Raw genomic sequence first — 21,070 nt, 5'->3', positions numbered from 1 at the left:
TCAGGGCGCGGAGTCGGGCCAGGCGGCGTCGTCCTCCATCAGGTCGAGGTCCGGCGGTACGAGCGTCGTGGACTCCACCAGGCCCTTGATCAGGTTGTGCAGCAGGCTGTTGTCACCGGGGCGGCCCTGCGACTTGTCGTGGATCAGCGGGTACCGGAAGCCGGTGCGGTCCAGCCGGTGGCGTACGGCCTCGATGCGGTGCTCGATCCTGCGCTCCGTCCAGTTCGCGTCGGGTCGGAGGTAGCCGAGCTGCTTGGCGGCGGTGGCGTACGACAGGGGGCGCGGGTCCTCCTCGTACAGCAGATAGCGCTGGCCGAGGACGACCAGCAGCAGCCGTTCGTCGTCGTTGAGCGCCCAGGTCTCCGGCCGGACGGTCTCGGCGCGCCGCCGCGACAGCGGCCCCTGGTCGTCGTGGCCGGCCACGTACAGCTCCACCAGGTGTTCGCGGTAGCCGGAGCCCTTCACGAACAGCGGGGTGTAGCCGGTGTCGAGCGGCATCGGTTCGGTGCTGAGATGCATCATCCGGCCGCGCGGCAGCCGGACCAGCTGCTGTCCGGTGTTCCGTAGCCACCACAGCCCTTGACGGTACGTCAGCTCGCCGTGCCGTCGGCTCACCCGTAGGTCGTCAACGCCGACGCCCAGGTCCACGTCGGGTTTCTCACCGCGCCCGAAGCGGACCGTGAGCCCCGGGCGGGGCGGCGCGCTGAGTTCGCCGGTGACCGTCCGGGCGTGCAGGGTTCCGGGCGTGGCGGGCGCGACACCACGCGCGAGGCTGGCGGAGAGGGTCATCGCTGGTCTCCTCGGGGCGTGGGCTCGTCAGGCTGGTCGGCGGACGCACGGTCACTCGCCGTTGTCCGCCGGTGCGCCCCGTTCGAGGCGGTACCCGCATGATGCGCCTTCACTCCCGGGAGGGGTCCCGGGGCCGGGCCCGCGCCCATGACCACGCCGGCCGCCGGGAAACGACCAGGGGCCTCGTCCCACACGATGTGGGACAAGGCCCCGATCCGGACAGACAGTCCATCGAACTGTCGGGACGACAGGATTTGAACCTGCGACCCCTTGACCCCCAGTCAAGTGCGCTACCAAGCTGCGCCACGTCCCGGAGCGCGTCGCGCGGCGAACCGCGTGATCACGCAGGTCAACCCTACCGCATCCGCATCCTGCCCCGAGCGCCGCGACCCCTTGACCAATAGTTGTTGTCACCTATGATTGTTGAGTTCAATCAGATCCCGAGGCGGGATGCCGGGAACCCCACGGCCCGCGAACCGAACGGAGCCCTATGTCCCTCATGGCCCGGCCCGCGATGGCCGCCTTCGTCGCCAAGGCCATGCAACGTGTGACCGTCATGGCGGACCGGCGTTCCGGCGGCCGGGGATCCGCCGCCGCCTCGCACGCCCGGTTCCCCGAATTCCCGCGCAAGGTACGGGAGTTGACGATCCCCACGTCGATCGCCCCGGCCCGGGCCACCGTGTATCTACCGCCGAACGACGAGCCCGCTCCCCCGGTGCACGTCAACTTCCACGGCGGCGGATACGTCATGACGCTGACCGAGCTGGACGACCCGCTGTGCCGCTTCCTCGCCGCCGAGGCCGGCGTGGTCGTGGTCAACGTGGACTATGTCGTCGCCCCACAGCATCCGTTCCCCGCGCCACCCCGACAGGCGTACGACGTCGTCCGGTGGGTCGCGGAGCACGGCGCCGAGCAGGGCTGGGACGGCGGGCGGCTCACGGTGGGCGGGCAGAGCGCCGGGGGCGGACTGGCGGCGGCCGTGGCGCGGCAGGTCCTGGAGGAGGGCGGTCCCGCGCTCGCGCTCCAGGTGCTGCACTATCCGCCGCTCGACCTGGCGACCCACGCCCGGGACAAGCGGGCCGCCATCGCCAGGCCGATGCTGCGGCCCTGGATGGCCGACGTCTTCGACACGTCGTACGTCCCGGACGCGCGGCGGCGCCTCGACCGGCTGGTGTCCCCGGCACACCCTTCGGACACCGCGGACCTGAAGGGCATCGCGCCCGCCCTGATGGTCACCGCCGAGCACGACCTGCTGCGGGCCGAGGGCGAGCGGTACGCCGAGCGGCTCCGGGGCGCGGGGGCGCTGGTCGAGCACCATGAGGTGCGCGGCGCCGACCACGGGTACGACGGGCAGGACGACGGCAAGGCCCGTGAGGTCTACGGCCTGATCGCCCGGCGGGTACGGGAGGCGACGGGCGCCGCCTGAACGCCCAGGGGCCGGCCGGCTCGCCGCCTCACCCGTTCCGCACCATCGGCGAGGGCTCACCGCGCACCGCGTGGGTGTACTCGTCCGGGGACGTCACCCGTGCGTTCGGCGAGGCAGGTCGAACGGTCGAACACCTGTCGGCGGAGGGCCAGACGGGCTGAACCGGCGGTGCGGACGCCGACGTGCTCCTGCCGCTTCTCCCTGGGTTCCAGGACATCCCCGCGACGAATCCCGCCATCAGCAGGGTCACCGTCGCGACCACCCACCAGGGCAGTCCCGCCTTGGCCATGAACGCGACGACAGCCACCAGTGCGAGAAATGCCGTCACGTCCCTGATCCCCCATCAACTGTGAACACACCTGCCCCCGGCATCCCGAGAGCCGCCCTGCATCACTACGGGCATATGACGCAACAATACGCGAGACCGTCGTATAACCCAGTTCGGCTCATCTGCACATATGGCTCATCGGTAGATATGGCTCGTCCGTACATATGACGGACGCCACTCACCGCGGGTGCGGCGGCGGGGGGCGCTCTCCTCGCTCACGGTCGGCGCGTACGCCGGTCAGTGCGCGCCCAGCGGTCAGCCCACGTGCGGCGGCGCCGTCGAGCCGCGGATCTCCAACGTCGGTACCGCGAGCCGGACTTCGCCCGCTCCGCCCGTGCCCTCGAACCGGTCGAGCAGGCGGCGGGCCGCGCGGCGGCCGACCTCGTGGCTGGCGTTGTCGACGGTCGTGAGCCACACGTGGCGCACCCGGGCGATGCTCGTGTTGTCGTAGCCGACGACGGACAGGTCGCGCGGCACCCGCAGCCCCGTCTCCTCGGCCGCCGAGAGAGCGCCGATGGCGGCGATGTCGTTCACGGCGAAGACGGCCGTCGGCCGGTCCGGGCGGCTCAGCAGCCGGACCGTGGTGCGGTAGCCGCCCTCCTCGGTCATGTCGCTCGCCTCGACGACCGCCTCGGCCGCGAGGCCGTGCTCCCGCATCGTCGCCTCGAAGCTCCGCCGCCGCAGTTCACCGACCGCGCCGTACCCGGCGATGTGCGCGATGCGCCGGTGCCCGAGCCCGATGAGGTGCTCGGTGACCAGGCGGGCGCCGTGCTCGTCGTCGTTGGCGACCACGTCCACGCCGGGCAGCAGCGGCTCGCGCGCCCCCGCCACCACCACCGGGAGGCGTTCGGCGACCGCTCCGAGCGCGGCCGGGTCGGGCAGTGTGCCGACCACGACCAGGCCGTCGACCCCGAGGTCCAGGAAGGGGCCGGCCGGGTCCTGTCCGGTGCGGCGGTTGAGGCGGGCGTCGGCCAGGAGCATGCGCAGGCCGTTGTCGTGCAGGAGCGAGTTCAGACCGTCGAGCATGTCGACGAACCAGGGGTTGCGCAGGTCGTTCAGGAGGACGCCGACCGTGCGGGTGCGCTGCTCGCTGAGGCTGCGGGCGGCGGCGTTCGGACGGTACCCGAGTTCACGTACGGCCCGCAGGACGGCCTCGCGTTTCTCGGGGCGGACCTGGTCGGAGCCGCGCAGCACCAGCGAGACCAGTGACTTGGAGACGCCGGCCCGGTCGGCCACATCACGGATCGTCGGCGCTCTCATGGACATGGACCGTTCCATGGGCTGCCGCACCTTGTCAAAGGGGAGGGAAAGGGTTGACACCGCTACTGGGCCGCGCCCAAGGTGAGCTGGACAGGAAATGGACCGGTCCAAAGAGGGGCTGCAATGATGGACACGCTCGGCGTCGCCGTCGTCGGATTCGGCTGGATGGGACGGGTGCACACACAGGCGTACGCCCGTGTCGCGCACCACTATCCGGCACTGTCCCTGCGTCCGGAGCTGGTGGCCGTGGCCGAGGAGGTGCCCGGCCGGGCCGAGGAGGCGGCCGCGCAGTTCGGGTTCGCCTCGACGACCCGTGACTGGCGCGAGGTGGCCGCCGACCCGCGTGTGCGGGCCGTCAGCATCACCGCGCCGAACTTCCTGCACCGCGAGATCGGCGTCGCGATGGCCGAGGCCGGCAAGCACATCTGGATCGAGAAGCCGGTGGGTCTGACCGCCGAGGACGCCCGCGCGGTGGCGGACGCGGCCGCCAAGGCCGGCGTACAGAGCGCGGTCGGCTTCAACTACCGCAACGCGCCCGCCGTCGAGACCGCCCGCGACCTGATCGCCGCCGGCGAGATCGGCACCGTCACCCACGTCCGCATCCGCCTGTTCAGCGACTACGCCGCCCACCCGCAGGGTGCGCTGACCTGGCGTTACGAGCGGGAGCGCGGCGGCAGCGGAGTCCTCGGCGACCTCGCCTCGCACGGCGCCGACCTGGCCCGCTTCCTGCTCGGCGACATCACCTCGCTGACCGCCGACACCGCGATCTTCGTACCCGAGCGGGCCCGTCCGACCGGCGCGACCGCCGGCCACACCCTCGCCACCGGGGAACTCGGCCCGGTGGAGAACGAGGACTACGTCAACTGTCTGCTGCGCTTCGCCTCCGGCGCCCGCGGCGTGCTGGAGGCCTGCCGGGTCTCGGTCGGTGAGCAGAACAACTACGGCTTCGAGGTGCACGGCACCAAGGGCGCCGTGTTCTGGGACTTCCGTCGCATGGGCGAGCTCGGCATCAGCCGTGGCACCAGCTACCAGGACCAGCCGGTCGGCACCGTGTACGTCGGCCCGGGCGACGGCGAGTTCGGCGCTTTCCAGCCGGGCGCCGCGAACGCCATGGGCTACGACGACCTCAAGGTCGTCGAGGCGTACCGCTTCCTGCGCTCGGTCGCCGAGGGCACCCCGCACGGCGCCACCCTCGACGACGCCGTGCGCGGCGCCGCCGTACTCGACGCGATGGCGCGGTCGGCGCAGAGCGGCGCGTGGGTGGACGTGGCCGCGGCGGAGTGACGCCGGGGCTCAGCGCGCCCGCTCCGCCTGTCGGCCGATGGCCACCTTGATCGGGACCATGACCAGCCAGAGCCACATGGCGGCCTCGCCCTGGGCCAGGGCGAGCGGGACGCTGGCGAGGAACACCGCGACCGTCACCGAGAGGTCGAGCGCGAAGAGCCCGAAGCCCTCCGGCGGCTGTGTCGCGCCACGCAGCCAGGGACGCCGGACCAGGACGAGGAGCACCGCGAGGTGGGCGGCGCCGAGGGCGGCGACCGCCCCCGCGTAGATGGCGACCGACTCGGGCTCTGTGCCGTACTCGGCGAGGAGCTTGGTGGGGAAGGGCAGCAGGGCCGCGACCCCCAGGCCCGTGATGGACAGTCCGATCACCTGCCCGTCGAGCTGCCGGACGTAGCCGAAGACACGGCGGTGCTGACGCCAGAAGGCGCCGAGCACGAGCACGCTGAGCGCGTAGGCGCCGAGGTTCGGGAGCAGTTCGTGCAGGGCGTCGTCGTACTTGTCCGAGCCGAGTCCCCGAGGGACGTAGAAGTCCAGGACGAGCAGCGTGAGGGCGATGGCGAACACGCCGTCGGCGAGCGCGATCAGCCGCTCGGGACCGCCGTCCGGGTTCGATTTCCACATGCGCACGACGGTAGGGAGCCGGGGCCGTCCAGCCGGTGTACACGCCAGGCGTACGCCCTTGATCGTCACCCGATGGGCGTGGGCATGTTGTACGGCGTCACCACCTGGATCGCCGACGGCAGCGTGGGCCCCGCCGGCGGCAGCGCGCCGTGGGCCCGCATGACGATGTGGCAGGCCTCGCGCATGTCCTGGCGCAGGTCGTGGTGGAGGACGGCGGACAGCCGGTGCTCGCGCAGCAGCCGGGTGTTGTCCTGGTCGAGATCGTGCGCGACGAACACCGCGCACGGGCGGCCCAGGTCCGCGAAGGCGCGCAGGGTGGCGATGTTGCCGCCGCCGATCGAGTAGACGGCACGGATGTCCGGGTCCCGCTCCAGTGCGGCCCGGACCAGGTCGTACTGGGTGGCGTCCAGGCCCTGGCCCTCGGCGATCTCGACGAGCGTGCGGTCGGGATGGTGGGTCCGCATGGCGCTGCGGAAGCCCATCTCGCGCTCCTCCTCGTTGCGGAAGAAGCCGCTGCTGAGGCTGGTCAGCACATTGCCGGGGCGGTCGCCGAGCCACTGGCCCATGAGGTACGCGGCGGTCGCACCGGCGGCCCGGTTGTCGATGCCGACATAGGCGAGGCGTGCGGTGGAGGGCAGGTCGGTCACCAGGGTCACCACCGGGATGCCGGCCTCCGCGAGCCGGGCGACGGCGGCGGTGACCTCGGGGACGTCGGGGGCCTTGAGGATCACGCCCTGCGAGCCGCGCCGGGCTATGCGGTCCAGCGTCCGGGTCAGCTCGGGTATCGGCCCGGTCTCCCGGAAGTGGAAGCGGGAGCGCACGACGGCCGGGTGCAGCGACGGCAGCTCGGTCTCCAGGGCGGCGCGTACGGCGGTGGTGAACCGCTCGGGTGCCTGCACCACCATGTCGATCATGAAGGTACGGCCGACGAGGCGGACCTGGGTGCGCTGCCGGTCCAGGTCGGCTATCGCCTGCTGGACCTCCCGCGCGGTGCTCTCGCGCACCCCTCCCCTGCCGTTCAGGACCCGGTCCACGGTGGCCTCGCTCAGGCCCGCCTGACGTGCGATTTCCCGGATCGGGAAGGGGTGGCCCACGGGACGGCTCCTTGAGGGGTTTTTGATGGGCGGCTGCTGGTTGTTCGACGGGATTGTCATGACAAGAATGGCAGCGCTGAGTCGCCCCTGTCACCGAGAGGACACCGATGTCCTTCACCGCCGCACACCGCCGGGCCTGGCTGTCCGAGCACGACTGCGACCTCGCCGACTTCCGGGAGCTCGTGGAGCGGACGACCGACCTCGCCGACTACCCGTACGCCTCCCGCGTGGAGCGCGAAGTCCTGGTCTACGACAGCGACCGTCTGCGCGAGGCCGACGACGTCCGTGCGGTACGGGCCGAACTGGTCCGCGCGCTCACCGACGGACCCGGCGTCGTCGTCTTCCAGGGCGCCTTCCCGGACCCGGGGACCGTCGACCGGCTCAGCGCCGTGTTCGACGCCCTGATCGCCGAGCAGCGCGCCTCGGGCGCGGACGCCGGGGACCACTTCGCCAAGCCGGGCGCCAACGACCGGGTCTGGAACGCGCTGGAGAAGGTGGCCCTGTACGACCCCGAGGCCTTCGCCGACTACTACGCCAACGACATCCTGGCCCTGGTCTCGACCGCCTGGCTCGGGCCCGGCTACCAGGTCACCTCGCAGGTGAACGTGGTCAACCCGGGCGGCGCGGCGCAGACCGCGCACCGCGACTACCACCTGGGCTTCCTGTCCAACGAGGTCGCGGCCGCCTACCCGGCCCATGTCCACGTCCTCTCCCCCGTGCTCACCCTCCAGGGCGCCGTCGCGCACGGCGACATGCCGGTGGAGTCCGGGCCGACGATGTACCTGCCGTACTCGCAGCGGTACGAGCCCGGCTACCTGGCGTGGCGACTGCCCGAGTTCCAGGCGTACTTCGAGGACCGCCACGTCCAGCTGCCGCTCGCCAAGGGCGACGCGGCCTTCTTCAACCCGGCACTGTTCCACGCGGCCGGCACCAACCGGTCGGCGGACATCCGCCGTATGGCGAACCTCCTCCAGGTGTCCTCCGCGTTCGGGCGGGCCATGGAGACGGTGGACCGCGAGGCCGTCGCCAACGCCGTGTACCCGGTGCTGCTCCAGCGCAAGGATGCGGGCGCCGACGAGGCGTGGGCGGCGAACGTGATCGCCGCGAGCGCCGAGGGCTACCCCTTCCCCACCAACCTCGACAGCGACCCGCCGGTGGACGGGCTGGCCCCGCCCAGCCAGGCGGACGTCGTACGGCGTGCGCTGCGCGAGGGATGGACCCCCGAGGCTCTGCGGGACGAGCTGCGGGCCGGCGCCGAGCGGCGCCAGAGCTGAACCGAGCCGACCAGAGCTGAAAGGACCCGGACAGACATGGGACTTCTCGACGACAAGGTCGTCCTCGTCAACGGCGGCAGCCAGGGCGTGGGCGCCGCCATCGCGCGGACCGCGGTGCGCGAAGGTGCGGTCGTGGCGGTCACGGGGCGGCGCGCCGAGCCCGGTGAAGCCCTGGTGGCCGAACTCGCCGCCGAAGGCGGCAAGGCCATGTTCGTGCGGGCCGACCTGTCGGACGCCGAGCAGGCGAAGGCCTCCGTCGCCGAGGTCGTCGACGCGTACGGGCGGATCGACTGCCTGGTCAACTCGGCGGGGCTGACGTCCCGGGGCACGCTGCTCGACACCACGCCCGAGCTGTTCGACCAGCACATCGCGATCAACCTCAAGGCGCCGTTCTTCGCCATGCAGGCGGCCGTCTCCGACATGGTCGCGCGCAAGGCCCCCGGCACGATCGTCAACATCATCACGTCCTCGGCGCACGGCGGGCAGCCGTTCCTCGCGCCGTACGTCTCCGCCAAGGCCGGCCTCATCGGGCTGACCCGTAACGCCGCGCACGCCCACCGGTGGGACCGGGTCCGGATCAACGGCCTGAACATCGGGTGGACCGCGACGGAGGGTGAGGACGCGACGCAGAAGGCGTTCCACGGGGCCGGGGACGACTGGCGGGAGGAGGCTGCCGCCCGGCTGCCGATGGGCAAGCTGGGCCAGCCGGACGAAATCGCCGACTTCGTGGTCTTCCTGTTGTCGGACCGATCCGGGGTGGTCACCGGGTCGGTGATCGACTGGGACCAGAACGTCTTGGGCGGCCTGGACTGAATCAGCCCGTCCGGCGTTTGAGGACGAGCCCGAAGGGCGACGGGGTCCGGGGCGGAGCCCCGGCAACGAACAGCAACCACACACCATGAAAGCAGCGGAGCTAATGCGTATCGGAATCCTCGGCCTCGGCCGCATCGGCGCCTTCCACGCCGAGACCCTGTCCGGACTCGACGCGGTCGACTCCCTCGTCGTCACCGACCCCTTCGCCGAGGCCGCCAAGGCCGCCGCCGATCGGTTCGGGGCCGAGGTCGTGGACTCGCCGGAGGCCCTGCTGGCCGCAGGCGTGGACGGCATCGTCGTCGCCGCGGCGACCGACGCCCACCCGGCACTGATCCTGGCCGGCGTCGAGGCCGGCATCCCCGTCTTCTGCGAGAAGCCCGTCGCCAAGACCATGAGCGAGGGCGTCGAGGTTCTGAAGGCCGTCCAGGGCAAGGGCGTGCCGATCCAGATCGGCTACAACCGCCGCTTCGACACCGGATTCGTCAACGCCCGCGCCGCCGTGCAGAGCGGCGAGCTCGGCAAGCTGCACACCGTCCGCTCGACCACGCTGGACCCGGCGCCGCCGCCGGCCGCGTACATCGCCGCCTCCGGTGGCATCTTCCGGGACTGCTCGGTGCACGACTTCGACATCATCCGCTGGGTGACCGGCCGCGAGGTGACCGAGGTGTACGCCGTCGGCGGCAACAGGGGCGCCGACTACATCAAGGAGGCCGGCGACGCCGACACCACCGGCGCGATCCTCACCCTGGACGACGGCACGATCGCGGTGGTCTCCAACTCCCGCCACAACGCCCGGGGTTACGACGTCCGCATGGAGATCCACGGCTTTACGGACTCCATCGCCGTCGGCCTGGAGGACAAGCTGCCGCTGCGCTCGGTCGAGCCCGGCGTGACCTTCCCGGCGGGTACCCCGCACGACTTCTTCATGGACCGCTTCACCGCGGCCTACCGCGCCGAACTCACCGCGTTCACCGAGGTCGTGGCCGGCACCCGGCCCTCCCCGTGCACCATCGAGGACGCGCTGGAGGCCGGCTGGATCGCCGACGCGTGCACACTGTCCCTGCACGAGCACCGTCCGGTGACGATCGAGGAGGTACGGCAGGGATGAGCGACTCGGGCCGGGAACCACTGCGCATCGGAGTACTGGGCGCGGCACGCATCACGGAACTGTCCCTCGTCGGCCCGGCCCGCACGACCGGCCACCGCCTCGTCGCGGTGGCCGCGCGCGACCGGTCCCGCGCCGAGGCGTTCGCCGACGAGCACGACGTGGAGCGGGTGGTGGACTCGTACGCGGACCTGCTCGCCGACCCCGACGTCGAGGTCGTCTACAACCCGCTCGCCAACGGTCTGCACGGGCCGTGGAACCTCGCCGCGCTCGCGGCCGGCAAGCACGTCCTGACGGAGAAGCCGTCGGCGAGCAACGCCGAGGAGGCGGCAGAGGTGCGGGAGGCGGCGGCGAAGGCCGGGACGGTCTTCATGGAGGCCTTCCACTACCTCTTCCACCCGGTCACCCGGCGCCTGCACGAGATCCTCGAAAGCGGTGAACTGGGCGAGCTGAAGCGGGTGGAGACGCTGGTCGCGATCCCGGCGCCCGGTGACGCCGACCCGCGCTGGTCGCTGCCGCTCGCGGGCGGCGCCGTGATGGACCTGGGCTGCTACAGCCTGCACGCGGTGCGGATGCTCGCGCCGTGGGCGGGCGGCGCGCCGCGGCTGGTCTCCGCTCGCGGCGGGGAGCGGGCGGGAGCGCCGGGCGTCGACGAGTGGCTGGACGCCGAGCTGGAGTTCCCCGGCGGGGCGACCGCGTCGGCACGCTGCCACATGGCGTACGGCGAGCTGGAGATGAGCTGCCGGATCGTCGGCTCGGCGGGTGAGGCGCTCGCGCCGAACTTCGTGCTGCCGCACCTGGACGACCGCGTCGTGGTGCGTACGGCGGACGGCGAGCGGACGGAGCGGCTCGGCACGCGCTCGTCGTACACCTACCAGCTGGAGGCGCTCGCCGCGCACATCCGCCGGGACGTGCCGCTCCCGCTGGACGCGGACGACGCGCTGGCGACGATGTCTCTGATCGACGAGGCCTACCGGGCGGCGGGGTTCGAGCCGCGTCCGCGTACGGCTCTGTGAGCTGACGGAGAACGGCTGGGCGCCGGGGAGCGCGAACTCCCCGGCGCCCAGCCGTTCTTGTCAGTCCTGGTACAGCGTCGGCCGGTCCACCAGGTCCACCGCGACCCGGCCGCCCTCCTCCAGCGCCCGTACGCCCGCCTCGCACACCGCGGCCACGGCGTACCCGTCCCACGCGCTGGGGCCGGTGATCTCGCCACGCCGGGTGGCGTCCACCCAGGCCTGGACCTCACGGTCGTAGGCGTCGGCGAACCGCTCGATGTAGTCCTGGGCGATGATGCCGCCCCAGCGGCCGGCCGCGTTGGTGACCATGGCGTGGCCGTCGCCGACGCGGGCGGTGCCGCGTTCGCAGACGACCTCGGCCTGGACCTGGTAGCCGAAGCCGCAGTTGACGTAGATCTCGACGTCGACGATCGCGCCGCCGTCGGTCTCGAAGAGGACGAACTGCGGGTCGCGGATGCCGTCCGGCGCGTTGCCGGACGGCGTCGGGGTGAGCACGGTGACGGATGTGATCTCGTGGCCGAGGAGCCAGCGGGTCACGTCCATCTCGTGGGTCACGGAGTCGTTGATGAGCATCTCGGACGTCCAGCCGGGCGGGCTGGCGACGTTGCGGTGCCGGTTGTGCAGCATCAGGGGGCGGCCCAACTGGCCAGTCTCCAGGAGGGACTTGAGCTTCATGTACTCGGCGTCGTAGCGCCGCATGAAGCCCACCTGGACGCGGCGATGACCGAGCTTCTGCTCGGCCTCCATGACCCGCAGCGCGGCGGCGGCGTCGGGTGTGAGCGGCTTCTCGCACAGGACCGGCAGGTCGTGCTCGAAGGCGGCGAGGAGGGCCGCCTCGTGGGCGGGGCCCGGTGAGGCGACGATCACCGCGTCGACGTCGGCCGCCGCCATCGCGGCGGCCGGGTCGGTGTGGGCGGTGCAGCCGTCGACGCGGGCGGCGACCGCTTTGGCGCGTTCCGCGTCGACGTCCACGACGGCGGTCACCCGTGCCCCGCTGGTGACCTCCTGGACGCGGCGCACATGGTCGGCGCCCATCTTTCCGGTACCGATGACCGCCACTCCGAGCGTGTGTGGACGCTGGGTCATGGTGATCGGCCGTCCTTTCGGGTCGTCAGGCGGCCGTCAGGCGCCGCAGGACCTCAGGAACTTACGGGTGCGGACCGCGATGGGCAGCGGCTTGTCCGGCTCGCAGGGGTACATGTCCTGCTCGACGATCGCGAACAGGTCCACGTTGAGCTTCTGTGCCGCCGTCAGGACCGGGCCCAACTCCGGTACGCCCGCCGGGGGTTCGCACATCACGCCGCGCTGGACGGCGGGGCCGAACGGGATCTCGTTCTTGACCACGTCCGCGAGGATCTCCGGGTCGACCTGCTTGAGGTGCAGATAGCCGATGCGCTCGCCGTAGGTCTCGATCAGCTTGACGCTGTCGCCGCCGCAGTAGGCGTAGTGACCGGTGTCCAGGCAGAGGTTGACCAGGTCGGAGTCGGTCGAGTCGAGGAAGCGCTCGACGTGGGCCTCGGTGTCGATGTGGGTGTCGGCGTGCGGGTGCACGACGATGTCGAGGCCGAACCGCTCCTTCACCTCGTGACCGAGGCGCTCCATGCCCTTGGTCAGATGGGCCCACTGCTCGCCGGTGAGCTCCGGCGGCTCCAGGATCTCGGCGGTCTTGTCGTCCCGCCAGAACGACGGGATGACCACCAGGTGCTTCGCGCCCATGGCCTGGGTGAGCGAGGCGACCTCGCTGACGTGCTCCCAGGTGGACTCCCAGACGGAGGGGCCGCGGTGCAGTCCGGTGAAGATCGTGCCGGCCGACACCTTGAGGTTCCGCTTGTCGATCTCGTCGGTGAGGCGGGCCGGGTCGGTGGGGAGATAGCCGTACGGGCCGAGTTCTATCCAGTCGTAGCCGGCCTCGGAGACCTCGTCGAGGAAGCGTTCCCAGGGCACCTGTACGGGGTCGTCGGGGAACCAGACGCCCCAGGAGTCGGGGGCGGAGCCGACCCGGATTCGGTCGAGCGCGGGGGCCATGTCAGGACTTCCCTTCGGTGGACGCCACGGGTGCGGTGAGGTCTTCCTCTTCGGGGAGTTCCTCGACGTCGACGCCGCGGACCTGGCTCAGCTCGTGCTTGAGCGCGGCGAGTTCGGTGCCGCCGGCCATGTGGTTGGTGAGTTCTTCGAGGCTGACGTCGGCGCGGGAGGCGTTCAGCTCCATGGTGCCCAGGCGCAGGACGCTGAAGTGGTCGCCGACCATGTAGGCGTGGTGGGGGTTGTGGGTGATGAAGATGACGCCGAGGCCCTTCTCGCGGGCGGCGGCGATGTACTTCAGGACCACGCCGGACTGCTTGACGCCGAGGGCGGCGGTGGGCTCGTCCAGGATGAGGACGCGGGCGCCGAAGTAGACGGCGCGGGCGATGGCCACGCACTGGCGCTGTCCGCCGGAGAGGGTGCCGATGGGCTGTTCCAGGTCGTCCAGGACGATGCCCATGTTGCGCAGTTCCTGGTCGGCGGTCTTCTTCATCCTCTCGATGTCGAGACGGCGCAGCGGCCAGGGGCCCTTGGTCATCTCGGAGCCGAGGAAGAAGTTGCGCCACACCGGCATCAGCGGGACCACGGCGAGGTCCTGGTAGACGGTCGCGATACCGCGGTCGAGGGCTTCGCGCGGGGTGGAGAAGCGGACCGCTTCGCCGTCGACGAGGAACTCGCCCTCGGTGTGCTGGTGCAGGCCGGAGATGATCTTGATGAGGGTGGACTTGCCGGCGCCGTTGTCGCCGAGGACGCAGGTGACCTGGTTGGGGAACACCTTCAGGTCCACGCCGTGCAGGGCGCGGATGTTGCCGTAGGCCTTGCCCGCGCCGCGCAGTTCGACGATCGGGGCGTCCTTCTCCGGGGCCTTGTCCTGGAGGATGGCACCGTGTGTGCCGGTCTTCTCGGTGGTCATTCTGGTCACCTCCTGGTCGCTGTGCGCTGGACCCACAGATTGATGAGGACGGCGCCGAGGAGCATCACGCCGAGGAAGGCCTTGAACCAGTCGGGGTTCCAGCCGGCGTAGACGATGCCCTGCTGGACCATGCCGAACATGAAGGCACCGAAGACCGGGCCGATCGCCGAACCGGCACCGCCGGTCAGCAGACAGCCGCCGATCACGGCCGCGGCGATGTAGATGAGCTCCTGCCCGACGCCCTCGCCGGACTGCACGGTGTTGAAGGAGAACAGCTGGTGCATGCCGACGAACCAGGCACCGAAGCCGACCAGCATGAACAGCGAGATCTTGGTGAACGTCACCGGCACACCGACGGCCCGGGAGGACTCCTTGTTGCCGCCGACCGCGAAGATCCAGTTGCCGTACTTGGTACGCAACAGCACCCACGTGGCCAGCGCCGCGAAGACCAGCCACCACACCACCGTGATCTTCACGTTGACGCCGCCGACGTCGAAGGACGAGGCGAACAGCGCCTTGGCCTGGTCGAAGCCGTCCATGTCGCTGATGTCGTCCGTGGCGACGTTGCCGGTGATCAGCTTGGTGACCGCGAGGTTCACGCCCTGGAGGATCAGGAACGTGCCGAGGGTGACCAGGAAGCTGGGGAGTCCGGTCTTGACCAGCAGCCAGCCGTTGAACAGGCCGATCGCGAGGGACACGATCAGGGCGACGATCACGCCGACCCACACGTTCATGCTGAGCTGGTAGGCGGTCATGCTGGCCGTCAGCGCCGACGTGATCACCGCGACACCGGCCGACAGGTCGAACTCGCCGCCGATCATCAGCAGCGCGACCGGCAGTGCCATGATCCCGATGGTCGACGACTGGTACAGGATGTTCGCCATCGAGCTGCCGTCACGCACGGCCGGAGCCGTGATGAGGAAGAAGATCAGCACCGCGACGGCGCCGAGGAAGACACCGACCTCGGGCCGGGCGAGGAGGCGCAGCGCCAGTGGCCGCTGCTGGGTCCGCCCGTCGGATTCCTTGCCGGGGCCGGGGGCCGGCGGTGTGGTCACCGCCGGCTCAGCCTGTTGCGTCATGTTCGTCACCGAGTGCCCTTCGCGGCGAACTTGTCGATCGTCTCGACATTCGTCTTGTCGACGAAGGCAGGTCCCGTCAGCACCGGTGCCTCGCCGCCGCCCATGTAGTTGCCGTTGTTCTTGTAGAGCCAGAGGGAGTCGATCGCCAGGTAGCCCTGGAGGTAGGGCTGCTGGTCGACGGCGAACTCGATGTCGCCCTTGCTGATCGCTCCGGTCAGTTCCTTGTTGAGGTCGAAGGTGGCGACCTTCGCCTTGCTGCCGGTCTCGTCCACGGACTGAGCGGCCGTCATCGCGAACGGCGCGCCGAGGGTGACGACGTAGTCGATGTCGCTGTCCGTCTTGAGCTTGGCGGTGATCGTGGACTTCACGGACGGCATGTCCGTGCCGTTGACGTTCAGGGTCTCGGTCGTGCCCTCGAACGTCTTCTTCACGCCGTCACAGCGCTGGGTGAGGCCGATGTTGCCCTGTTCCTGGATGACGCAGACGGCCTTCTTGGCGCCGGCCTCGTTCAGGCGCTTGCCGAGCGCCTCGCCGGCCACCGTCTCGTCCTGGCCGAAGAACTCCATCAGGCCGAGCTTCTGCCAGTCGCTCACACCGGAGTTGAGGCCGACGACGGGGATGTTCGCGGCCTTCGCCTTGGCGATGACGTCCTTCAGGGCGTCCGGCTTGGCGAGGGTGACCGCGATGCCGTCGACCTTCTTGTCGATCGCGGTCTGCACCAGGGTGGCCTGGTTGCCCGCGTTCGGGTCGGCGGAGTAGTCCAACTTGATGTTGTCCTTGGCGGCGGCCGCCTCGGCGCCCTTGCGGACGATGTCCCAGAAGGTGTCACCGGGCGCCTGGTGGGTCACCAGGGCGACGGTCATACGGGGAGTGTTGGCCTTGCCCGCAGAAGCGTTTTCCCCGCCCTCCTCGGCCTGCTTGCCACCAGAGCTGCTGGAGCAGCCTGCGAGGGTCAGCGCTGCCGCGGCAGCCACGGCCACCATAGGGGCCAGCTTGCGGGAGCGGGGGGTGTAGCGGTCCATCTTTCCAGCACCTCACTGTGCGACGGGGTGTGCGACGGGGGGGAAAGGGATGATCACTGGATCCGTGGCCCGGACCTTGGGAAAGTCCGGGTCGTGTGCCGTGGAACCACTGCGGTTCGCTGGGACGGGATCCAATCCCTAGATGCGCCCGCTGTCAATACTTTGTTAAGACATCATTTCACGTTCAGGTCCGAATGTAAGTACAAACTATTGACAGCGTCGGCCTCCACGACCTACACCTGGGAGGCGGCAGGCCCGCTGGGACCCGCAACCCCTGTCCAGCTCTAGGAGCGTCGCGCATGGCCGAGTCAGCCAAGTCCTTCGACTTGATCACGATGGGAAGAATAGGAGTCGATCTCTACCCCCTGCAGTCTGGCCTACCTCTGACGCAGGTGGAGACGTTCGGCAAATTCCTCGGAGGCTCCGCCGCGAACGTCGCCGTGGCCGCCGCCCGGCTCGGCCGGGACACCGCCGTGATCACGCGCACCGGCGACGACCCGTTCGGCGCGTATCTGCACGAGGCCCTGAAGGACTTCGGCGTCGACGACCGCTGGGTGACGCCGGTCGCGGCCTATCCGACGCCGGTGACGTTCTGCGAGATCTTCCCGCCGGACGACTTCCCGCTGTACTTCTACCGGCAGCCTAAGGCCCCTGACCTGGAGATACACTCCGACGAGCTGGACTACTGGGCGATCCGCTCGGCGCGTGTCTTCTGGATCACCGGCACCGGTCTGAGCGAGGAGCCGAGCCGCTCCGCCACCCTCGCCGCCCTCAAGGCGCGCGACAAGGCGGGCACCACGGTCTTCGACCTCGACTGGCGCCCCATGTTCTGGCACGACCCGGACCAGGCCCGCCCGTACTACGCCGAGGCGCTGCGGCATGCCACGGTCGCGGTCGGCAACCTCGACGAGTGCGAGGTCGCCACCGGGGTCCGTGAGCCCCGCGCCTGCGCGGAGGCGCTGCTGGCGGCCGGCGTGGAGCTGGCGGTCGTCAAGCAGGGCCCCAAGGGCGTGCTGGCGGTGCATCGCGACGGCAGCGAGGCCGAGGTGCCGCCGGTGCCGGTCGAGGTGGCCAACGGCCTCGGCGCGGGCGACGCCTTCGGCGGCTCGCTGGTCCACGGCCTGCTGGCCGGCTGGGACCTGGCGAAGATCATGCGGTACGCCAACGCCGCAGGCGCCCTCGTCGCCTCCCGCCTCGCCTGCTCCTCCGCGATGCCCACCGAGTCCGAGGTCGAGGACCTCCTCGCCCAGGCGTCGTGACGGCCCACCGAGCCACCCCCGAACGGAGCTTTCCTTGAGCATCAGCATCCCCGACCTCACCGCGGTCAGAGCCCGGAACCCCGAGGCCATCGCCGAGGCCGCCGCCCGCAGAGTGCGCCGCCCGCTGATCGGCGACAGCGGCCGCCTGATGATCGTGGCCGCCGACCACCCGGCCCGCGGCGCCCTGGGCGTCGGCGGGCACCGGCTCGCCATGGCCAACCGGGCCGATCTGCTGGAACGTCTCTGCATAGCGCTGTCCCGGCCCGGCGTCGACGGGGTCCTGGCCACCGCGGACATCCTGGAGGATCTGCTGCTGCTCGGCGTCCTCGACGACAAGGTTGTCATGGGCTCCATGAACCGCGGCGGCCTGGCCGGAGCCTCCTTCGAGATGGACGACCGCTTCACCGGCCACCGCGCCGAGGACATGGCCCGGCTCCGCTTCGACGCCGGCAAGCTGCTGGTGCGCATCGACTACGACGACCCGGGCTCGCTGACCACCCTGGAGACCACGGCCCGCGCCATCGACGACATGGCCGCACTGCGACTTCCGCTGTTCGTCGAGCCGTTCATCTCCCGGCGGATCGACGGCCAGGTGCGCAACGACCTGTCCGCCGAGGCCGTCACCAGGTCGATCGCCATCGCGTCGGGCCTCGGCGGCACCTCGGCCTACACCTGGCTGAAACTGCCCGTCACCCATGACCCGGACGACATGGCGGAAGTTCTTGAGACGTCCACGCTCCCCGTCGTCCTGCTGGGCGGTGAGGTCGGGGGCGACCAGGAGGGCGCGTACGAGCGCTGGCGCAAGGCGCTCAGGCTCCCCACCGTCCAGGGCATGGTCGTCGGCCGCTCGCTGCTCTACCCGGCCGAGGGCAGCGTGGAGACGGCGGTGGACACGGCCGTCGGCCTGTTGTGACCGGATTGCGAGGCGGAGAGAGACGATGACGTATCACCTTCCCGCGGGAAAGGCGCTCGGCGGCCCCTACGTCGTGGACGTCACGCCCGAGAAGGCCGGCTGGGGCTACTCCAGCCTGAAGATCCTGGAGCTGCCGCCCGGCGGCTCGCACAGCTTCGAGACCGGCGACAGCGAGTGGATCGTGCTGTCCCTGAGCGGCGGCTGCACGGTCGAGTCGACGGACGACTTCGGCCATGACACCTTCCGCATCACCGGCCGGGACAGCGTGTTCAGCGGCGTCAGCGACTTCGCCTACGTCCCGCGCGACGCCCGTACGACCGTCTCGTCCACCGGCGGCGGCCGGTTCGCGCTGACCGGCGCGCGCTGCACCCGGCGACTGCCCGCCCGCTACGGCCCGGCGTCCTCGGTGCCGGTGGAGCTGCGCGGCACGGGCAACTCCTCCCGCCAGGTGAACAACTTCGGCGCGGCCGGCGTCTTCGAGTGCGACAAGCTGATCGCGGTCGAGGTCATCACCCCTGGCGGCAACTGGTCGTCGTTCCCGCCGCACAAGCACGACGAGCACCGCCCCGGCGAGGAGTCGGTGCTGGAGGAGATCTACTACTTCGAGTTCGCCGACCACGAGGGCACGCCCGGCCTCGGCTACCAGCGCGTCTCCCCGTCCGGTCACGGCCGGAACACCGACGTGCTGGCCGAGGTGCGCGGCGGCGACGTCGTGCTGATCCCCGACGGCTGGCACGGGCCCTCCATGGCGGTGCCCGGCCACCACATGTACTACCTCAACGTCATGGCGGGCCCCGAGGCCGAGCGCGCCTGGCTGATCTGCGACCACCCCGACCACGCCTGGATCCGCGGCACCTGGCCCGACCAGCCCGTCGACCCCCGTCTGCCCCTCTACACCGCTCCGTCCCAGTGAGGTCCCCGATGAGCCCATCCACCGTCCGCCTGACCGTCGCCCAGGCGCTGGTGCGGTTCCTGTCCGTCCAGTACACCGAGCGCGACGGCGTACGGCACCGGCTGGTCGCCGGGACCTGGGGCATCTTCGGCCACGGCAACGTCGCCGGCCTCGGTCAGGCCCTCCTCCAGGCGGGCGAGGACGTCATGCCGTACCACCAGGGCCGCAACGAGCAGTCCATGGTGCACGCGGCCGTCGGCTACGCCCGGCAGCTCAACCGCCTCTCCGCGCAGGCCGTGACGACGTCGATCGGCCCGGGCGCGACCAACCTCGTCACCGGCGCCGCCCTGGCCACCATCAACCGCCTCCCGGTCCTGCTCCTCCCCGGCGACTACTTCGCCTCGCACGCCCCGGACCCCCTGCTCCAGCAGCTGGAGCACCCCACCGAGGCGGACGTGTCGGTCAACGACACCCTGCGCCCGGTCTCCCGCTACTTCGACCGGATCACCCGCCCCGAGGCCCTCATCCCGTCCGCGCTGAACGCCATGCGCGTCCTCGCCGACCCCGCCGAGACCGGCGCGGTGACGCTGGCCCTCCCCCAGGACGTGCAGGCGGAGGCGTACGACTGGCCTCAGGAGTTCTTCGCCGAGCGCGTCTGGTACGTACGGCGCCCCGCGCCCGACCCGGTCGAGCTGACCGCGGCCGTCGAGGCGATCCGGACCGCCGAGCGCCCGTTGATCGTCGCGGGCGGCGGCGTCCACCACAGCGAGGCCGAGGCGGCGCTGAAGGCCTTCGTCGAGGCCACCGGCATCCCGGTCTCCTCCACCCAGGCGGGCAAGGGCTCGCTGCGGTACGACCACCCCGCCGACCTCGGTGGCATCGGCCACACCGGCACCTCGGTCAGCGACGACACCGCGCGCACGGCCGACCTGGTGATCGGCGTGGGCACGAGGTACACCGACTTCACCACCGCCTCCGGCACGCTCTTCCAGAACCCGGACGTGCGCTTCCTGAACCTCAACATCACGGGCTTCGACGCGCACAAACTGGCCGCGCGCACGCTGGTCTGCGACGCGCGGGCCGGGCTCGAGAAGCTGGCGGAGGAGTTGGCCGGCCACCGGGTGGACGCGACGTACGAGGCCGAGTACCGCGCCGGCAAGGAGCGTTGGGACGCGGTCGTCGAGGCCGCCTACCGCGCCGACGACGAGAGCGCCGTACCGACGCAGACCCAGGTGCTGGGCGCGCTGGACGCGGTCGTCGGCGACGAGGACGTGGTGATCAACGCGGCCGGTTCGCTCCCGGGTGACCTGCACAAGCTGTGGCGCTCGCGCTCTCCGCGCCAGTACCACCTGGAGTACGGCTACTCCTGCATGGGCTACGAGATCCCGGCCGGGATCGGCATCCAGCAGGCCGCGCCGGACGTCGCCGTGTGGTCGCTCGTCGGCGACGGCACGTACCTGATGATGCCGACGGAGATCGTCACCGCGGTCCAGGAGGGCCTGCCGGTCAACATCGTCCTGATCCAGAACCACGGCTACGCCTCCATCGGCGGGCTGTCGAACGAGGTCGGCGCCGAGCGCTTCGGCACCGACTACCGCTACCGCGCCGCCGACGGCACCTTCACCGGCGCCCCGCTCCCGGTCGACCTCGCCGCCAACGCGGCCAGCCTCGGCATGGACGTGCTGCGCGCCAAGACGGTCCGCGAGCTGCGCGAGGCGCTGGCCACGGCCCGCGCCTCCGAGCGGCCGACCTGCGTGTACGTCGAGACGGACATCCTCAACCCGACCTCGCCGGGCGCCGAGGCCTGGTGGGACGTGCCGGTGGCCGAGGTCTCCTCCCGCGAGGCCGCCGTCGAAGCCCGCACACGGTACGACCAGCACGCCGCCGACCGTCGCCACCACCTCTGAACTCCCCGCACCCGACCCGCACTTCACCCCCGCTTTCGAAAGGCCCCTTCGCA

General features: G+C 70.9%; 20 protein-coding genes and 1 tRNA gene. 10 read left to right on the top strand and 11 right to left on the bottom strand.

Features of this window, described 5'->3' with window-relative positions; translation table 11 throughout:
- Both L0P92_RS08870 and L0P92_RS08865 read right to left on the bottom strand, forming a co-directional pair.
- On the bottom strand, window positions 1-789 hold the full coding sequence (locus L0P92_RS08870) for an FHA domain-containing protein (RefSeq protein ID WP_234761962.1): 789 nt from the start codon (window positions 787-789) through the stop codon (window positions 1-3).
- 239 nt (window positions 790-1,028) lie between these two features.
- Window positions 1,029-1,102: transfer RNA gene (locus L0P92_RS08865), tRNA-Pro, on the bottom strand.
- Between the two features lie 177 nt (window positions 1,103-1,279).
- Here L0P92_RS08865 and L0P92_RS08860 point away from each other — a divergent pair.
- Entirely contained in the window at window positions 1,280-2,215 is a 936-nt protein-coding gene (locus L0P92_RS08860; protein ID WP_234761961.1) for an alpha/beta hydrolase fold domain-containing protein, read from the top strand.
- Between the two features lie 28 nt (window positions 2,216-2,243).
- Here the strand turns inward: L0P92_RS08860 and L0P92_RS08855 are convergent, their stop codons facing one another.
- Window positions 2,244-2,543 carry a hypothetical protein gene (locus L0P92_RS08855; RefSeq protein ID WP_234761960.1) on the bottom strand — a complete coding sequence of 100 codons (300 nt, stop codon included), beginning with the start codon at window positions 2,541-2,543 and terminating at the stop codon, window positions 2,244-2,246.
- Window positions 2,544-2,798: 255 nt separating this feature from the next.
- Window positions 2,799-3,803 carry a LacI family DNA-binding transcriptional regulator gene (locus L0P92_RS08850; RefSeq protein WP_234761970.1) on the bottom strand — a complete coding sequence of 335 codons (1,005 nt, stop codon included), beginning with the start codon at window positions 3,801-3,803 and terminating at the stop codon, window positions 2,799-2,801.
- Between the two features lie 123 nt (window positions 3,804-3,926).
- On the opposite strand from L0P92_RS08850, the gene L0P92_RS08845 reads away from it, so the two are divergent.
- Window positions 3,927-5,087 (top strand): Gfo/Idh/MocA family protein, encoded by a 1,161-nt coding sequence (locus L0P92_RS08845; protein ID WP_234761959.1) that lies wholly within the window; start codon window positions 3,927-3,929, stop codon window positions 5,085-5,087.
- Window positions 5,088-5,096: 9 nt separating this feature from the next.
- Here the strand turns inward: L0P92_RS08845 and L0P92_RS08840 are convergent, their stop codons facing one another.
- Both L0P92_RS08840 and L0P92_RS08835 read right to left on the bottom strand, forming a co-directional pair.
- On the bottom strand, window positions 5,097-5,708 hold the full coding sequence (locus L0P92_RS08840; RefSeq protein WP_234761958.1) for a TMEM175 family protein: 612 nt from the start codon (window positions 5,706-5,708) through the stop codon (window positions 5,097-5,099).
- A 65-nt stretch (window positions 5,709-5,773) separates the two neighbouring features.
- Entirely contained in the window at window positions 5,774-6,802 is a 1,029-nt protein-coding gene (locus L0P92_RS08835) for a LacI family DNA-binding transcriptional regulator (RefSeq protein ID WP_234761957.1), read from the bottom strand.
- 107 nt (window positions 6,803-6,909) lie between these two features.
- On the opposite strand from L0P92_RS08835, the gene L0P92_RS08830 reads away from it, so the two are divergent.
- From L0P92_RS08830 to L0P92_RS08815, 4 genes are all read left to right on the top strand, one after another.
- Window positions 6,910-8,076 carry a phytanoyl-CoA dioxygenase family protein gene (locus L0P92_RS08830; RefSeq protein WP_234761956.1) on the top strand — a complete coding sequence of 389 codons (1,167 nt, stop codon included), beginning with the start codon at window positions 6,910-6,912 and terminating at the stop codon, window positions 8,074-8,076.
- Window positions 8,077-8,112: 36 nt separating this feature from the next.
- Complete coding sequence (locus L0P92_RS08825; RefSeq protein ID WP_234761955.1) at window positions 8,113-8,889, top strand: SDR family oxidoreductase; 777 nt, start codon at window positions 8,113-8,115, stop codon at window positions 8,887-8,889.
- Between the two features lie 103 nt (window positions 8,890-8,992).
- Window positions 8,993-9,997, top strand: coding sequence for a Gfo/Idh/MocA family protein (locus tag L0P92_RS08820; RefSeq protein ID WP_234761954.1), 1,005 nt, complete (start codon window positions 8,993-8,995; stop codon window positions 9,995-9,997).
- Entirely contained in the window at window positions 9,994-11,010 is a 1,017-nt protein-coding gene (locus L0P92_RS08815; RefSeq protein ID WP_234761953.1) for a Gfo/Idh/MocA family protein, read from the top strand. The genes L0P92_RS08820 and L0P92_RS08815 overlap by 4 nt, the downstream gene beginning before the upstream one ends.
- Window positions 11,011-11,070: 60 nt before the next feature.
- Here the strand turns inward: L0P92_RS08815 and L0P92_RS08810 are convergent, their stop codons facing one another.
- Genes L0P92_RS08810 through L0P92_RS08790 form a run of 5 tightly spaced genes read right to left on the bottom strand, consistent with a single transcriptional unit; the run spans window position 11,071 to window position 16,046 of the window.
- Window positions 11,071-12,096, bottom strand: coding sequence for a Gfo/Idh/MocA family protein (locus L0P92_RS08810; protein ID WP_234761952.1), 1,026 nt, complete (start codon window positions 12,094-12,096; stop codon window positions 11,071-11,073).
- Window positions 12,097-12,132: 36 nt separating this feature from the next.
- Window positions 12,133-13,035 (bottom strand): sugar phosphate isomerase/epimerase family protein, encoded by a 903-nt coding sequence (locus L0P92_RS08805; protein WP_234761951.1) that lies wholly within the window; start codon window positions 13,033-13,035, stop codon window positions 12,133-12,135.
- Window position 13,036: 1 nt separating this feature from the next.
- Entirely contained in the window at window positions 13,037-13,945 is a 909-nt protein-coding gene (locus L0P92_RS08800; RefSeq protein ID WP_234761950.1) for an ATP-binding cassette domain-containing protein, read from the bottom strand.
- Window positions 13,946-13,950: 5 nt separating this feature from the next.
- Window positions 13,951-15,024: an ABC transporter permease gene (locus L0P92_RS08795; RefSeq protein WP_234761949.1), complete on the bottom strand. Its 1,074-nt coding sequence runs from the start codon at window positions 15,022-15,024 to the stop codon at window positions 13,951-13,953.
- A 5-nt stretch (window positions 15,025-15,029) separates the two neighbouring features.
- A complete protein-coding gene (locus tag L0P92_RS08790) occupies window positions 15,030-16,046 on the bottom strand; it encodes a sugar ABC transporter substrate-binding protein (protein ID WP_234761948.1) in 1,017 nt (338 codons plus the stop codon).
- A 299-nt stretch (window positions 16,047-16,345) separates the two neighbouring features.
- On the opposite strand from L0P92_RS08790, the gene iolC reads away from it, so the two are divergent.
- The 4 genes from iolC to iolD are packed head-to-tail and all read left to right on the top strand — an operon-like array spanning window position 16,346 to window position 21,017.
- On the top strand, window positions 16,346-17,305 hold the full coding sequence (gene iolC, locus L0P92_RS08785) for a 5-dehydro-2-deoxygluconokinase (protein WP_234761947.1): 960 nt from the start codon (window positions 16,346-16,348) through the stop codon (window positions 17,303-17,305).
- A 34-nt stretch (window positions 17,306-17,339) separates the two neighbouring features.
- Entirely contained in the window at window positions 17,340-18,218 is an 879-nt protein-coding gene (locus L0P92_RS08780) for a Cgl0159 family (beta/alpha)8-fold protein (protein WP_234761946.1), read from the top strand.
- Window positions 18,219-18,243: 25 nt separating this feature from the next.
- On the top strand, window positions 18,244-19,131 hold the full coding sequence (gene iolB, locus L0P92_RS08775) for a 5-deoxy-glucuronate isomerase (protein WP_234761945.1): 888 nt from the start codon (window positions 18,244-18,246) through the stop codon (window positions 19,129-19,131).
- Window positions 19,132-19,139: 8 nt separating this feature from the next.
- Window positions 19,140-21,017 (top strand): 3D-(3,5/4)-trihydroxycyclohexane-1,2-dione acylhydrolase (decyclizing), encoded by a 1,878-nt coding sequence (gene iolD, locus L0P92_RS08770; protein ID WP_234761944.1) that lies wholly within the window; start codon window positions 19,140-19,142, stop codon window positions 21,015-21,017.
- The last annotated feature ends 53 nt before the right edge of the window (window positions 21,018-21,070 follow it).

The sequence above is a fragment of the Streptomyces muensis genome, assembly GCF_021474425.1.
Classification (GTDB): domain Bacteria; phylum Actinomycetota; class Actinomycetes; order Streptomycetales; family Streptomycetaceae; genus Streptomyces; species Streptomyces muensis.
The sequence above is the reverse complement of the archived record's forward strand: the minus strand, read 5'-3'. Positions and strand labels throughout refer to the sequence as shown.

Bases quoted from the DNA above. Each gene is read 5' to 3' on its own strand.
- iolD (WP_234761944.1), top strand. From the start codon at position 19,140: ATGAGCCCATCCACCGTCCGCCTGACCGTCGCCCAGGCGCTGGTGCGG.
- L0P92_RS08800 (WP_234761950.1), bottom strand. From the start codon at position 13,945: ATGACCACCGAGAAGACCGGCACACACGGTGCCATCCTCCAGGACAAG.
- L0P92_RS08825 (WP_234761955.1), top strand. From the start codon at position 8,113: ATGGGACTTCTCGACGACAAGGTCGTCCTCGTCAACGGCGGCAGCCAG.
- L0P92_RS08810 (WP_234761952.1), bottom strand. From the start codon at position 12,096: ATGACCCAGCGTCCACACACGCTCGGAGTGGCGGTCATCGGTACCGGA.
- L0P92_RS08820 (WP_234761954.1), top strand. From the start codon at position 8,993: ATGCGTATCGGAATCCTCGGCCTCGGCCGCATCGGCGCCTTCCACGCC.
- L0P92_RS08845 (WP_234761959.1), top strand. From the start codon at position 3,927: ATGATGGACACGCTCGGCGTCGCCGTCGTCGGATTCGGCTGGATGGGA.
- L0P92_RS08850 (WP_234761970.1), bottom strand. From the start codon at position 3,803: ATGAGAGCGCCGACGATCCGTGATGTGGCCGACCGGGCCGGCGTCTCC.
- L0P92_RS08790 (WP_234761948.1), bottom strand. From the start codon at position 16,046: ATGGACCGCTACACCCCCCGCTCCCGCAAGCTGGCCCCTATGGTGGCC.
- L0P92_RS08840 (WP_234761958.1), bottom strand. From the start codon at position 5,708: ATGTGGAAATCGAACCCGGACGGCGGTCCCGAGCGGCTGATCGCGCTC.
- L0P92_RS08860 (WP_234761961.1), top strand. From the start codon at position 1,280: ATGTCCCTCATGGCCCGGCCCGCGATGGCCGCCTTCGTCGCCAAGGCC.
- iolB (WP_234761945.1), top strand. From the start codon at position 18,244: ATGACGTATCACCTTCCCGCGGGAAAGGCGCTCGGCGGCCCCTACGTC.
- L0P92_RS08805 (WP_234761951.1), bottom strand. From the start codon at position 13,035: ATGGCCCCCGCGCTCGACCGAATCCGGGTCGGCTCCGCCCCCGACTCC.
- L0P92_RS08830 (WP_234761956.1), top strand. From the start codon at position 6,910: ATGTCCTTCACCGCCGCACACCGCCGGGCCTGGCTGTCCGAGCACGAC.
- iolC (WP_234761947.1), top strand. From the start codon at position 16,346: ATGGCCGAGTCAGCCAAGTCCTTCGACTTGATCACGATGGGAAGAATA.
- L0P92_RS08815 (WP_234761953.1), top strand. From the start codon at position 9,994: ATGAGCGACTCGGGCCGGGAACCACTGCGCATCGGAGTACTGGGCGCG.
- L0P92_RS08870 (WP_234761962.1), bottom strand. From the start codon at position 789: ATGACCCTCTCCGCCAGCCTCGCGCGTGGTGTCGCGCCCGCCACGCCC.
- L0P92_RS08795 (WP_234761949.1), bottom strand. From the start codon at position 15,024: ATGACGCAACAGGCTGAGCCGGCGGTGACCACACCGCCGGCCCCCGGC.